The sequence below is a fragment of the Neisseria sp. P0007.S010 genome, from assembly GCF_051962875.1.
GTDB lineage: Bacteria > Pseudomonadota > Gammaproteobacteria > Burkholderiales > Neisseriaceae > Neisseria > Neisseria subflava_A.
In genome coordinates this window covers 78,745-93,134 of sequence record NZ_JBQCUX010000007.1, presented here as the reverse complement: position 1 = coordinate 93,134, position 14,390 = coordinate 78,745, and the positions used below count along the sequence as shown (strand labels likewise).

Below are 14,390 nucleotides of genomic sequence, written 5' to 3'. Positions count from 1 at the left end.
CAGACGGCCTGCCGATGAAAAAATTTCTAAGTCGGGCTGCCGATACAGCCCTCTTTTATTTTATAAATAACTACTTATCAACACTAATTGCTGATTCTTTTTTAACAAACCGAACAACTTGTTCTTGGGCATTTTGCGTTGCTGCCGCATCATGCTGCTCAGATTTTGCCGCCGCTTGTTTTTGTTTTTTCTTATTCGTTGCCACTACTTGAGGACAACGCGTATCGTGGTGATACATTACCTGGCAATGCAGACATTGGATACATTCGTTCGGATGGATATCGCCTTCTGGTGCAATAGCCTGTACCGGACATTCATGTGTACAAATCTGACAAGGGTTGCCACACATTTTATAGCGGCGCAGCCAGTCAAACACACGGAAGCGACCCGGCAATGCGATACCCGCACCCAAAGGACACAGATAACGACAGAAGAAACGTTCGATAAACAAACCGGCAATCAACAAAGCTGCAGCAAACAATACAAACCACCATTCGCGCATAAACTTCAGAATAATTGCGGTTTTGAAAGGTTCAACTTCTGCAAATTTTTCAGCAGTGCCCAAATCGTACAGGGAAATAGCCAGCAAACCGAAGAAGATAACATATTTAATGGCTGTCAGGCGCGTATGCAATAAATGTGGCACAGTAATTTGTTTTACGCCCAATTTTTTAGCAACACGATTGGTCAACTCCTGCAATGAACCGAAAGGACACAGCCAACCACAGAACGTACCTCTATTCCACAACAGCATGGTCGCTGCTGTAAAGAGCCACAGAATGAACACCAGCGGATCCATCAGGAAGAATTCCCAGTGAAACTCAGTCAAAACCGCGGAGAATAAGGTGAGCGTATTGACAACTGATAATTGAGCTTGCGCATACCAACCAATATAAACTAAGGTAAATGTCAGGAAGCAGAGGCGGAAACGGTCATACCATTTTTCGTAACGTACAATCCAGTCTTGGAACAGGAATACCAACAGAAGAATTGTCAAAGCAATACCGACAACAATAATTTGACCTTGCTTGGCTTTCCAAACCTGTTTCCAAAGTTGGTTGGAAACACCATCATCACCAGCAGTCGCATCTTCGGCAATACCCGTACTTTCAGGAACTGAAGCTGCAGCCGCAACTTGCTCAACCGGCGCGCTGATTTCAACAGGTGGCGCTTTTGGATCATCGACATAGTAGCCTTTTGGCAATTCGTAATCCAAATCTGCATTCACAAAAGCTTTATCGTTAACGCTCAACACCCGTTGAATCATCAGTTGTAAACGCCATGGCTCGGCAGCATCAAATTCCACACCTTCAGGGATGGTAAACCAAGAAACCTCTTTAAATGCAGGCGCACCTTCCGCTGCCAAAGCAACTACACGCTCATGTTGTGCATCAGTAAAACGGAAGCTGGTATCGCCCTGAATCATTTCGATACGGTCGAAGATACCGCCACGCACATAGCCTGAGCCCTTCCAAGAGTATCGGCCTTCACCGGCAACCATAATCGCCTGTTGACCTGGTTGCAAACGTTTTTGCAGATTATTCCAACCTGCCTCACCCAAAAGGCTTTTACCGATAGAAGGTTGGCTGACCAAAGCAACATATAAATCAACGAATGTATCATTACCATCGCCCTGCTCTGCATGGTCTGTAACACCTGCTTTACCGCCTTTTTCAAACAGTTTGTTGATATCGTCAACAGAAATATGCAGATGACCAACAGCTTTTTGTTCTAACAGTGCATTCCAAGACTGAATATCTTGTTTATCAGAATTCACAGCACGACGAGGACGGGTTTGAACCGCAGGCTCATTTGCAGCTTGTTCACCAGAAGCGGCAGCAGCACCGGCTTGAGTCGCTTTATCCGTACCCAAATGATATTGATGAATAACCGATTTGACAGAACGCTGAATACTGTCGTTAATCACCATTAACGTTACAGTCGCACCACTGATGATATCACCAGGAGCCACGCCAGGCTGCGGAGGATTTTTAATAAAATTTAAGCCAATATATTTATCAATGAATTTATCAACACGGGATTGCGGAATACCAATCAGCATAATTGGTTCATGATGTTCAACCAATTTTGCTCCGGCAATAGTGCCATCATTGGCCAATGCAATCATCGTATCGATCGGCTTACTCGAATAACCGCGCGTATTAACCACATCAGTCGTGATATAAACCAAGCCAAGTTGCTCTTCGCCTTTATATACACGAGCAACCAAAGGCTTACCTTCAGGTTTGCCGTAGCGATCAGCACCAGGAAAAATTTCAGAAGGCTGAATTTTTGCCAAAAAATCAGGCAAGCGCTCCGCGTAAGCAGGCAGGCTTACTATCATCATAGAAAACACAGCAAAAAGCACAAGGATTCGTTTCCAAATGCCACTTAAGCACTTCATTTCAAGACAGGACATGGCTATTCCCGATATATCGATACTCTAAACACTTATATTATATGAATCATCTATCAGCAATAATTTGATTAAAATCAAATTTACAAATCTTAAAACCAAATTCCACATGCTAATAATACTTTAGAACTATAAAAATAAATCTTTTATTAGTCGACATGAAATATAGGAAAATCAACTTAATCAATGACCATCTTTATATTGTTAACTTATTTATAATAATACTCAAAACAATTTCCAATATTTTATTTAGCATATATTTAATAGAATATAATCTGACTTAGATTTTCATAAGCCGTCTGAAAATATCGAAAATACTTTAACCTGCCCCTGCAATAACAAAATACATTCCCTACAAAAACAAAAAGAGCCTGTATAAAACAGGCTCCTTTTTAGACTAATCTTAAGTCAGATTAGAATTTGTGACGCAGGCCAACAGTACCAGCAGTTTTCTCGTATTTAGTATCGCCTTTGCCTTCTTTCAACCAGCCGGCAGACAACAGGGCAGAAGTGCGTTTAGAGAAGTCGTAGTCAGCACCAACGATAACTTGGTTGTAAGCGCTGTTCTCTTGTTTCACGCCTTCTTCTTTAGCTTTGAAGCCGTGAGCGTAAGAAACACGAGGAGTTACGTTGCCGAAGCGGTAAGCAGCAGTTGCACCAACTTCAGTACGTTCGTTTTTCTTAGCACCAGCTACGTCAGCTTTGAAGCCTTCGTATTGACCTACAACAGCAACCATCAGGTTGTTAGCATCGTAACCAGCAGTCAGACGGTGAGCTTGGTGATCTTTGTAAGTACCAGCAGCCAAATTATTGTTGCGGTTGAATACTTTCAAGTAATCAGCAGTCAAGTCAGCACGTTTAGCATAAGAACCAGCATAGCGACCGAAGAAGCCAGAGTTTTCGTAGTTCAGACCCAAGTCGTAAGACTCGCGGCTTTTCACAGTGTGAGTATATTTGTCGCTAGGGTTAGCATTGTCACGTGGTTGGTATTGTACGCTTGCGCTGAAACCACCAAATACAGGGGTATCGTAACGTACAGATACTTTACGAGAATCTACACGTTTGATTTTACCCAATTGCAGAGCGTCTGCGTTAGCATCACTAGATTCCCAAGGGTCGAAGCTATCGCTGCTGTCGTTCAGAGCAGTATTCAAGTTACCGGCACGAACTTTACCGAAACCGCCTTCCAAGCCCAAGAAAGATTCACGGTTAGCGAAACCAGAGTCACCACCGGCGATAGAAGTTTTTTGTTCAACTTGCCAAATAGCATTCAGGTTACTACCCAAGTGTTCGTGGCCTTTGAAACCGATGCGTGAACCGAAGTCAGCGATTTCAGTGGCAGTTTTAGAGCTTTTCTCTTTACCCAGTGCAGTAGCGGTTTTTTCACCCAATTTTACTTTGGATACTTCAACACCGGCTTTTACTTGGCCGTACAGAGTTACGTCAGCCATAGCTGCAACAGGCAGAGCCGCCAGAGTCAGGGCAATCAGGGATTTTTTCATTGCTGTATTCCTTTTCTATTGTGAAGAAATAACTTAAGCAGACCGGACAATCCGCTTAGGCTTACTTTATCGCTGGAATCAGCGATTCCATGACTGTCACTATAATTGTTCCTTTCTAAAAAAACAAACTTTATTCAATTCCCCCCCACTACCACAGAAACCAAACAAAGGCAGAGACAACCCAGAAAATAGAAATTTATTATTTAAAATCAATGATAAATTTCTTCAAAATCAAAATTTGCATTTTTACAACACTTTATCAGTTTACACATCAATCACGCTATTTTGTTGCTTTTATACCAACAATCCGCAGTCAGGCCGTCTGAAAATCATTACCTAGAACGCTCATCCACTCGGGCAAAGATAGTTGCGTCACCCCAAACTCATCAGGATAGTCAACACCTGTTAAATACAGACCATCAGACATAAAAGTTGGCGGAGCCTTCAATCTGCTTTTTGCATGAAAGACCGACTCAAACTCATCTACACTGATTTTGCCACTACCTACGTACACCAATGCCCCCATAATATTGCGTACCATATGATGCAAGAATGCATTTCCATGCAAATCAAGGCACAGATAGCGAGAAGTTCCACTAATCTTTGTACTATATAGTGTCTTTATAGGGGACTTCGCCTGACATTCAGCCGCCCGAAAGCTGGAAAAGTCATGTTCACCCTCCAACAAGGCAGCAGCCTGCCTCATCAGATTTAAATCTAATTTCAAATGCGTCCACCCTACTCTGCCAACCAATAATGGGGAACGAACCGGTGAGGATTCCAATAAATAGCGATAATGGCGGCCATAAGCATCAAATCGGGCATGGAAATGAGGTACAACTTTTTGCGCAACCAACACAGCAACACCATCAGGCAAATGTGCATTGACACCACGCACCCATGCTTGCTCCGGACGACTTACTGATGCATCAAAATGCACTACCTGGGCAGTTGCATGCACACCCGTATCCGTCCTTCCCGCAACAATGGTATTAATTCGCTCCCCTGCTATTGAAGATAACGCCTGCTCTAAGGCCGTCTGAACAGTCGGCAAATTTCCAGCCTGTTTTTGCCAACCATAAAAACGGCTTCCATCATAAGAGAGGGTCAAAGCCCAACGCTGCATCAGATGCCCTGTTGTATTTGCTTGTTCAGTCATTTCTTATACTTCTTGTAAATTGATATTATTGCCTACGCGTAAGTAAAAAATATTAAAAAGGCGTGATCAACACACGCCTCCATCCATTATGTATTTCAGACGGCCTTCATCTTCAACCATCACATAAAGCTGAAATCTTACCCAACTGATAATAGACTCAGCCAAAATCTTGCTTTTTAATTTACCATAAAAAAGATGCCGTCTGAAACGGCATCTTCATTTTACTGGCACTTATGCGCCAAGTTCTTTCATCAGTTTTTGGGCTTTATGCAGAATATCGCCTTCAGCCTCTTCAATCAGCCCTTGCAATGTTTCTCGAGCTGCTTCAGGATCACCGATTTCGATGTACATCTTAGCCAAATCATATTTAGCTTCAAACGGTGCAGTTATTCCGACTGATTCTGAAACAAAGCCTCTTTCACTATTGCTTTTATCGGCGGCCACTGAAATATCTTCAGATCCCCATTCCAATGCACCTTCTTCAATCACAAACTCGGAAGCAGCTTCTTCTTTCTCTGCTTCTTCTTTGGTTTCTTGAATTTGCACGTCCTGATCTTGCTTGACATCGAATGGCAGCACATGGTCATCTGAATTTTCAGGCGTTTCTACTGTAAACTCTAGCGGCTCTTCATTTCGCTCAGGCATAACAACAGATACCGGCTGATACGGATTTTCCGGCTCAGGCTCGTACACGCTTTCTGTTGATTCGATACTATCCCAATCAGCATAGCGACGTTGCTCTGTCTCTGCATCATGCGTTACTGCACCTGAAAGAATACCTGTCTGACTATTGTCAATCTTACCCAAATCAAGTTTGACATCATTAATAGTGGAAGATTCTTCTACTTCATTGATAACCACATCATCTTCGAAATCATCTTCGATAAACAGACCGTCTTGAATTTTTTCAGACGGCGTTACTTTAGTTGCAGCAACCGCAGCAGCTGAAGCAGCAACATTTTTCCGTACGGCCTTCTCTTCATCCTTACGGCTTACAGGTGCTTCTTCCGGCTCATCTTTACGTTTACCGGCAGCTTTCAGCAACAACCAAGCAGCAATAAGGGCTGCACCACCTGCCAACAACCATTTCCATAAATTGCCGTCTGATTCGCTTTCTGTTTGCTCCGCGACAGAATCCGTGGTTGTAACAGGCTCAGAAGCCACTACATTCTCTTGGGCATCAGAAGCCATAGCTTCTTGAACATCGGACGCAGGAACAGTCGATGCGGCATTTTCATTAACAGCTGTAGATGCCGCTTGTTCTGTTTGTTCAGCTGAAGCTTGTTTCACTTCTTCCTGTTGCTGTGTATTTACGCCAGCATCTTTAACCTGGGCTTCAGTTTGAGTCTCAGGCTGAACAACAGGTTTTTCTGTTTTAGCTTCTGTTGCATTGACGGTTTCATTGCCTTTCTCTGTCGCCGTATTGGTTTTAACAGGAGCAGAAGCAGCCAAGCGTTGCAATTCGCTACGGTTTGGAATATTCAGTACTTTACCTGCCAACATACGGTTGGCATTATTATCGATAAACACATCCGGGTTGGCATTTACCAAAGCCTGGATGGTTTGATCCAAGGTCATACCTTGCGGACGGATGCTGGACGCGATGGCAATCAGGGTTTCACCCGTACGCACCAAATGCTGTCTGCCTGAACGTGAGGCCGTATCATTTTTAGTAGGGGCCGTCTGAACTTGTTTTTTCTCAGCCTTACGCTGCACATCCTTACGCGCTTGAGCTACCTGATTACCTGCTGCTTTATTGTTTTTAGTTACAGGCTGTTGGGCATTGCGTGTCGGCTCGGAGGATTGAGATTCAGTAGCCGGACGGGTACGAACAGATGCAGCATCTTTAGAATCATATCCGGCCGGATCGATAATAGCGGTATATTCACGCGATTGCGCGCCGACACCTACTTGGAAAACCAAAACAGGATCTTTGATGGCTTTAGAAGAACGGATAGTAACGACTGCCTTATCGCCTGATTTGCGTACCGCCGCGCGCAAATTGCCATTTGAAATAGTGGCCTTACCGCCATTGAGCAGAGCCTGAGCTTCCTCACCAGTCACAGTGATGCTGCCTGTAAAAGGCTCATCCAAATGAGATTGAACGTTCAAGCCGCCCAAACCTGCAGAGGCACTGAGCGATGTCATTAAAGCGATAGAAGCTGTAATTAATTTAATATTGTGATGTTTTTTCAAAACGGATCCCCTGTTCGAAAATTATGGTACTAACCAATGTGCGCGCATTTAACCATATATTTACTGGATATTACGTCATGATATATTTTTAACCCATCCCTGCCAAGCAATAGAGGCTATTCAGCCTAAAATTCCTTAGCAAATCTATTACTTTTGCATGCTTGTGTTTCTTTTTTACAAATTTCGCCAACCCAAAACAAATATTTTATATAAATATATGTGGTATTGAAGTTAAGGGGAAAGGTGCAAAAAAACACATCTCCCTGTATGATTAGCATTTACTCAATTAGTTTCATCATTAACATATGAAGATTTTGAGCGACTTATTCGCCGTATTCTTATTTTTCATCACATACATCATTACCAAAGACATGATTGCCGCAACGGCTGTTGCGGTTATAGTCGGTATTGCCCAAGCTGCGCTGACCTTTTGGAAACACCGTAAACTGGATACCATGCAATGGGTCAGCCTGATTTTGATTGTCTTTTTTGGCGGCGCAACGATTCTGCTGAAAGACAACCGCTTTATCATGTGGAAACCGACCGTTCTGTTTTGGATCGGCGCCATCGTCATGCTGTTCAGCCACCTTGCCGGTAAAAACGGGCTTAAAGCCGTCATGGGCAAAGAAATGCAGCTACCTGATTTTGTATGGACGCGCCTGACTTATGCATGGATTGGCTTCCTGATTTTTATGGGTGCGGCCAACCTCTTTGTCTTTACATATTTTCCAGACCAATGGGTCAATTACAAACTGTTCGGCACATTGGGTTTCACAATCATTTTTTCCATCGCACAGGGTATGTATCTGATGCGTTTTCAGCCTAAGGAGGATCAATAATGGAATATTTCATGCTTTTGGCTACTGATGCCGAAGATGTCCACGAAGCACGCATGGCAGCACGCCCTGCTCATTTAGCACGCTTAGAAGAATTGAAAGCGCAAGGCCGTCTGCTGACTGCAGGCCCCAATCCTTTACCAGATAATCCGGAACGCGTTTCCGGCAGCCTGATTGTGGCTCAATTCGAATCTTTGGACGCTGCACAAGAATGGGCAGAACAAGACCCTTACGTCGATGCCGGCGTATACGCAGAAGTATTGATTAAACCCTTTAAAGCCGTGTTCAAATGAGCAATATGCGTCAAATTATCGAGGAACGCCTGCGGACGCTTGAGCCTGAGTTCTTCGATTTTGAAGATGAAAGCCATCTGCATGCCGGCCATGCCGGTAATAAAGGCGGAGGGCATTACGCTATAGTGGTGGTCAGCAACTCATTTGAAAACATTGGCCGCCTCCAACGGCAACGTATGATTAAGCAGCTTTTACAAGACTTGTTTTCAGACGGCCTGATTCATGCACTCAGTATCAAAGCGGCCACGCCGGACGAATACTTCCATTAAGATGACTGCCCAAACTTTGATTTCTAATCATTAATTTATTTCCAATCATTAATTTAAAAGAGAAATACAATGAAAAAAACCTACTTTGCTTCAGCCTTGATGCTTGCTCTGACTTCCGGCACCCTGTTTGCCCAAACTTTGGTTACCGTCAACGGTCAAGCCATCGACAGCAGCGTTATCGATGACCAAGTTGCTTCCGTACGCGCCAGCAACCCGAACGTTCAAGACACTCCTGAATTGCGTCAAATGCTGACTGAACGCCAAGTTATCAGCACTGTTGTTACCCAAGAAGCCAAAAAATTAAAACTGGATCAAAGCGCTGAATTCAAAACAGCATTGGAACAAGCGCGTGCTGATGCCGCCAAGCAAGGCGCAGATAAAAAAGCCACATTCAAAACCGAATGGGCAGTTTTCGAAAAAGATTTATTGGGCCAAGCTTTTGCAGCACATATCGTCCGTCAAAATCCTGTTCAAGAAAAAGATGTCAAAGCCGCTTACAACGATTTCAGCAACTTCTATAAAGGTACTCAGGAAGTCCAACTGGGCGAAATCTTAACCGACAGCAACAGCAATGCCCAAAAAGCCATTGCCGATTTGGATGCGAAAAAAAGCTTTGTTTCGGTATTGAACCAATACTCAATTGACGAAGCGGCCAAAAAAGCCGGCGGCATCCCTAAAGCTTATGTTCCGCTTAAAGATTTGCAAGAATCAGCGCCTCCGCTTTACGCTGCAGTCAAAGACCTGAAAAAAGGTGCGTACACTAAAACTCCACTGCAAAACGGTAATCTGTACGCCGTTTTCTACGTCAATGACCGCCGTAACGTTACCATACCTTCTTACGAAGTCGCTAAAAACGAGATTGGCAGCGACTTACAGGCAGCCCGTGTTGATGCGGCCATTCAATCATTACTGAAAAAAGCCAGCATCAAAGTCAACAAATAATATAAGGTGCCCGCCGTGATAGCGGCGGGCAATAAGGAACTCACATGAACATCAAGCCCAAAACTGCCGTTTTGGCTATCCTCGCCTTGTCAACCGTGAGCTTAGCAACCGCCAAAGCGCCTGAAATCGATCCCGCCCGTATCGACAGCATGGTCGCCGAAGTATTGAGACAGGCCGATCAACATCCCAACCAGACTGCCAAACCCGATGGCCAGGCAATCCGCAAAGATGTGGTTAAACGTTTGCAGACTTTGGAAATTTTGAAAAATGAAGCCATCAAGGCTGGTTTGGACAAAGATGCAGAAGTGCAGAATCAGCTTAAAAACGTTGAAGCTGAGTTTTATGCCAACCAATACGCTGCTTATCTAGAACGTCAAACCGCGGTTGACGATGCTGAGTTGCGCCGTTTCTACGACCAGCAAACACGCATTATCAAGCTGCAACAAGTCAGCTTTGCTTCAGCCGACGAAGTACGCGCCGCGCAAGAACTGCTGCTCAAAGGCTTGTCATTTGAAGAACTGATGAAACGCTATCCCAACCCTGAACAAGAGTTCGACGGCTTCATCTCTCCACAACAGCTCTCTCCTCAACTGGCTACCGCTTTTGCCAACATGAACCGAGGTGATGTAACACATGAGCCGATTCAGATGGAAAACCGTTTTTATCTGTTTAAACTCAGTGCCGTAGAGCGTAATCCTAATGCCGAACCTTTCGAACTGGTGCGTAATCAGATTGCCCAAGCTGTCAAACGAGAAAAAGTCGAGAATCAGATCGAACGCATCTTAAAAGAAAACGGCATTAATCCGTAAATTGATTCAATGGTTTCAGGCCGTCTGAAACCATATTTGACCACAGAGGGCGTATCTTACGCCCTTTTTTACCAACTTCTTTTATTCAAAAACATCATGCGTGCTGTTATCCAAAAAGTTACCCATGCCAAAGTTGACGTTTTGTCCGAAAACTCCTGCGAAACCTGCGGCGAAATCAACAACGGATTTATGATATTGCTCGGCGTTACCCACACCGATACAGAAGCGGACGCCAAATACATTACGGATAAAACCGCCAATCTACGTATCTTTGAAGACGAAAACGGCAAATTAAATTTATCGCTCAAAGATGTCGGCGGCTCGATATTACTGGTTTCCCAGTTTACCCTTTACGCCGATGCGCGCAGCGGCCGCCGTCCGTCCTTCTCCAATGCTGCCCCTGCCGAACAAGCAGACAAGCTTTATCAATACACCGCGCAACTTTTGCGCGAACATGGATTGACCGTCGAAACCGGCAGATTCCAAACCCATATGCAGGTTTCCCTTTGCAATGACGGGCCGGTTACCTTATTGCTTGACTCGCAAAAAACATTCTAAATCCCATCAAAAAAAGGCCGTCTGAAATATTTCAGACGGCCTTTCCATTTCTGATCATTACTAAATCAAGCCTTGCGCTTTCACCCAGTTCACAATATCTGCCTCAACGGCTTCAGGCGAACCTGGATTGTCGATTTTGACACCGTACTCATCAGCACCCAGCTCTTCCAAAATCTCCAGCTGCGAATCCAGCATTCCGGCTTTCATATAATGCCCCTGACGCGATAATATACGCTCGAGATTAATTGCTTGAGGCGGAGTCAGATGGATAAAAGCCACCTTCCCTTCCGCACCACGCAGAATATCGCGATAGTGATGCTTGAGTGCGGAACAAGTAACGATGGAATATTTTTCCCCATTTTTTGCCTGCTCCGTCATCCAATCACGCAAGTTGCCCAGCCATGGATAGCGGTCTTCATCCGTCAACGGAATACCGGCACCCATCTTGTCGCGATTGGCTTGTGTATGGAAATCATCGCCTTCGGCATACGGACATTGGTTGAGATGTTTTTGCAAAGACAGCGCGGCAGTGGTTTTACCGCAACCGCACACGCCCATCATGACAAAATGTGTCGTCATTTTTCTACTCCTTGTTTATCTAGATTTTAACGGTATTTAAAAACGGGCGGATTGTGTTATCTCAAAAACACTATCCGCCCGTTCTTCCGATTAAACCAAAACAAACAACACTGACGATAAAGCAAAACCGATGAGTGCGATAAGTGTTTGGTTGACCGTCCATGTCTTCAAGGTCGTCGGCACATCCATATCCAACAGACGGCCGACAAGCCAGAAGCCTGAATCGTTAAAGTGGCTGCAACCAACGGAACCTGCCGCCGTAGCCAATACCACGCAAGTAATCTGCCAATCGCTGAAACCTGCCGCCGCAACGGCTGGTGCCATCAACGCGGCAGCGGTAGTCAGGGCAACAGTCGCAGAACCTTGCGCAATACGCAAAGCCAAAGCTACCAAGAAACAGCCCAGTAAAACAGGAATACCCAAGTCAGCCATGCTGTCGGCCAAAGCCTTACCGATACCGGAAGCACGCAATACGCCGCCGAACATACCGCCTGCACCGGTAATCAAAATAACCGAGCAAACCGGGCCCAATGCGCCATCAATGGTTTTCTCCAAAGCGCTGGCTTTTTCGCCACGTTTACTACCCAATACATACAGGGCTACCAAAACAGAAATCAGCAAAGCAATCGGTGTCGAACCGAGCATTCGTGCAAACTGCACCCAGCCTTCATCCGCACTGACCATTTTCTCGCTGATCAGAGTAGACAAACCAGTATTCAAGAAAATCAATAACATAGGAATTAGCATAATGCCAATGACCGTAGATGCCTTTGCAGGCGCTTTCGGTTGGTCGTTATCTTGCGTACCGCCGCTGAGCAGATCAGGAACGGGCACATGAATGCTGCGGCCCAAAACTTTACCCAATAAATAGCCGCTGAAATACCAAGTAATCAAGGTAACAGGTAAACCCAAAATCAGCAGTTGACCAATATTTGCGCCATAAAATTCAGAAGCGGCAATCGGGCCGGGATGTGGCGGCAGGAAGACGTGCATGACCGAAAATGCACCAATAGACGCCAGCGCGTATGGCAGAACGGTCTGCTTCATACGGCGTGCCGTTGCAAACACAATCGGCAGCATCACCACCAAGCCGGCATCAAAGAAAATTGGGAAACCAAAAATCAAAGAAGCCACGCCTAAAGCAAATGGTGCACGATTCTCACCAAAAATCCGAATCAGCGCATCTGCCAAAGACTGAGCACCACCGGAAGTTTCTACCAAACGGCCGAGCATTGCGCCCAAACCGACCAGCAACGCCACGCTGCCGAGCGTACCGCCAAAGTTTTTAACCAATACATCATTAACAATGCTGCCCATAGGCAGACCTGTCACGATGGCAGTCAACAGGCTGACCAATACCAACGTCAGCAAGGCATGAACGCGCAGTTTTACAATCAAAATCAAGATCAGCAAAATTGCTGCCGCAGCGATACCGAGCAAGGTACCGGCACTCAGCGTTTGAGTCCATCCATCCATTTTGAAGCCTTTCTCTGCAAGAAAAATACAAATTTATTAATGTTTCTTAACACACGTAGATAAGATAACACATTTCACTATGGATTCATACGGCTGGATTTAGTCAAAATATAAACTTCTCTTTTTCAAAACCCTTTTTGCAAAATGCTTAATAAATAAGGATTACAACGAAAAACAAGGGTAATAAAAAAGCCGTCTGAAACGTAGTTAATTTTCAGACGGCCTGACATCATTCTTCTCGATAAAATAGAAACGAATATTTTTTCAATTACCTAAAATCAAGTATTTTCGGCTTATGCCTTGGTAAAAATCACCCCATTTCCCAAACGTAATTCCAGCAGTTTGGTATTAAAATCATCTTCAGAATACCAGCCCATTGACGCATAAGGGACTGTTACGCATTACTGCTTCGATTTCGGCAAAATCCTCGGTCGAAATTTTTAGTCACATCAAAAGAATTTAGGGCTGTAGCGTTTTTGTACGATTCCCCGAACATTCATCATACTTTTTCTTAAAAACTGAAGTGCCATGATACAAAGGCCGTCTGAAAAATTCTTCAGACGGCCTTGATTCTTAAACTTCTGACGGTGGTTGCGGTGTATCTTTATCTTCCTGCTGCGTTTTCGCTTTGATAAAGCGGCTGAACCAAATACCTGCTTCATAGAGCAGAATCAGCGGAACAGCAAGCAGGGTTTGAGAAATTACGTCAGGCGGCGTGATGATTGCGGCCACGACAAACGCACCCACGATAACATACGGACGGGCGTTCTTAAGCTGTGCAGTCGAGACAATGCCCATTTTGGCAAGCAACACCACAACAACGGGCACTTCAAACGTCGTACCAAATGCCACAAACATGCCCAAAATAAAGGACAGGTATTTGTCGATATCGGTCGCCATATTGACGCCGACAGGGGTTACACCGGCCAAGAATTTGAAAATAACGGGAAACACCAAAAAATAGGCAAACGCCATCCCAACGAAGAAAAGCGTCACGCTGGATAACACCAGCGGCGTAATCAAGCGTTTTTCGTTTTGGTATAAGGCAGGAGCGACAAACGCCCAAACTTGATACAGCGTGTGCGGCAACGACAGCAGAAATGCCGCCATCAGAGTAACCTTGACCGGCACAAAAAACGGCGCGATCACATCGGTTGCAATCATGCTGGTATCTTTAGGCAGATTGGCCATCAATGGTTCGGCAACAAAGGTATAGAGCTGCTGGGCAAACGGCATCATGCCCAAAAAGCAGACAACAATACCGATGACGATCCACATCATGCGGCGGCGCAGCTCGAGAAGATGCTCGATAAGCGGTTGGACGGGTTGTTCGTGTTGAGGTTCGGACACCGGTT

General features: G+C 44.9%; 13 protein-coding genes. 6 read left to right on the top strand and 7 right to left on the bottom strand.

Annotation, left to right across the window (positions count from 1 at the left end; genetic code table 11):
* Positions 1-70: 70 nt before the first annotated feature.
* The 4 genes from ACTHR7_RS06765 to ACTHR7_RS06750 all read right to left on the bottom strand — a co-directional run bounded on the left by ACTHR7_RS06765 (position 71) and on the right by ACTHR7_RS06750 (position 7,225).
* Entirely contained in the window at positions 71-2,419 is a 2,349-nt protein-coding gene (locus tag ACTHR7_RS06765) for a 4Fe-4S binding protein (RefSeq protein WP_440370558.1), read from the bottom strand.
* Between the two features lie 410 nt (positions 2,420-2,829).
* Complete coding sequence (porB, locus tag ACTHR7_RS06760) at positions 2,830-3,918, bottom strand: trimeric porin PorB (protein ID WP_440370557.1); 1,089 nt, start codon at positions 3,916-3,918, stop codon at positions 2,830-2,832.
* A 313-nt stretch (positions 3,919-4,231) separates the two neighbouring features.
* On the bottom strand, positions 4,232-5,077 hold the full coding sequence (truA, locus tag ACTHR7_RS06755) for a tRNA pseudouridine(38-40) synthase TruA (RefSeq protein ID WP_285071145.1): 846 nt from the start codon (positions 5,075-5,077) through the stop codon (positions 4,232-4,234).
* A gap of 231 nt (positions 5,078-5,308) precedes the next feature.
* Positions 5,309-7,225: a FimV/HubP family polar landmark protein gene (locus ACTHR7_RS06750; protein WP_440370568.1), complete on the bottom strand. Its 1,917-nt coding sequence runs from the start codon at positions 7,223-7,225 to the stop codon at positions 5,309-5,311.
* A gap of 353 nt (positions 7,226-7,578) precedes the next feature.
* Between ACTHR7_RS06750 and ACTHR7_RS06745 the strand changes: the two genes are divergently transcribed.
* The 6 genes from ACTHR7_RS06745 (at position 7,579) to dtd (ending at position 10,980) form a co-directional block, all read left to right on the top strand.
* Positions 7,579-8,112, top strand: coding sequence for a septation protein A (locus tag ACTHR7_RS06745; protein ID WP_070585001.1), 534 nt, complete (start codon positions 7,579-7,581; stop codon positions 8,110-8,112).
* A complete protein-coding gene (locus ACTHR7_RS06740; RefSeq protein ID WP_004519663.1) occupies positions 8,112-8,402 on the top strand; it encodes a YciI family protein in 291 nt (96 codons plus the stop codon). The genes ACTHR7_RS06745 and ACTHR7_RS06740 overlap by 1 nt, the downstream gene beginning before the upstream one ends.
* Positions 8,399-8,671 carry a BolA family protein gene (locus ACTHR7_RS06735; RefSeq protein ID WP_440370556.1) on the top strand — a complete coding sequence of 91 codons (273 nt, stop codon included), beginning with the start codon at positions 8,399-8,401 and terminating at the stop codon, positions 8,669-8,671. Before ACTHR7_RS06740 ends, ACTHR7_RS06735 begins: the two co-directional genes overlap by 4 nt.
* A 69-nt stretch (positions 8,672-8,740) precedes the next feature.
* Positions 8,741-9,613: a peptidylprolyl isomerase gene (locus ACTHR7_RS06730; RefSeq protein WP_440370555.1), complete on the top strand. Its 873-nt coding sequence runs from the start codon at positions 8,741-8,743 to the stop codon at positions 9,611-9,613.
* A 44-nt stretch (positions 9,614-9,657) separates the two neighbouring features.
* On the top strand, positions 9,658-10,422 hold the full coding sequence (locus tag ACTHR7_RS06725; RefSeq protein ID WP_440370554.1) for a peptidyl-prolyl cis-trans isomerase: 765 nt from the start codon (positions 9,658-9,660) through the stop codon (positions 10,420-10,422).
* Between the two features lie 96 nt (positions 10,423-10,518).
* A complete protein-coding gene (gene dtd, locus ACTHR7_RS06720; protein WP_285071140.1) occupies positions 10,519-10,980 on the top strand; it encodes a D-aminoacyl-tRNA deacylase in 462 nt (153 codons plus the stop codon).
* A gap of 60 nt (positions 10,981-11,040) precedes the next feature.
* Here the strand turns inward: dtd and ACTHR7_RS06715 are convergent, their stop codons facing one another.
* From ACTHR7_RS06715 to tatC, 3 genes are all read right to left on the bottom strand, one after another.
* Complete coding sequence (locus tag ACTHR7_RS06715) at positions 11,041-11,559, bottom strand: gluconokinase, GntK/IdnK-type (RefSeq protein WP_107868321.1); 519 nt, start codon at positions 11,557-11,559, stop codon at positions 11,041-11,043.
* Positions 11,560-11,649: 90 nt separating this feature from the next.
* Complete coding sequence (locus tag ACTHR7_RS06710) at positions 11,650-13,035, bottom strand: GntP family permease (RefSeq protein WP_440370553.1); 1,386 nt, start codon at positions 13,033-13,035, stop codon at positions 11,650-11,652.
* Positions 13,036-13,608: 573 nt separating this feature from the next.
* Complete coding sequence (tatC, locus tag ACTHR7_RS06705; protein ID WP_440370552.1) at positions 13,609-14,385, bottom strand: twin-arginine translocase subunit TatC; 777 nt, start codon at positions 14,383-14,385, stop codon at positions 13,609-13,611.
* Positions 14,386-14,390: the final 5 nt, after the last annotated feature.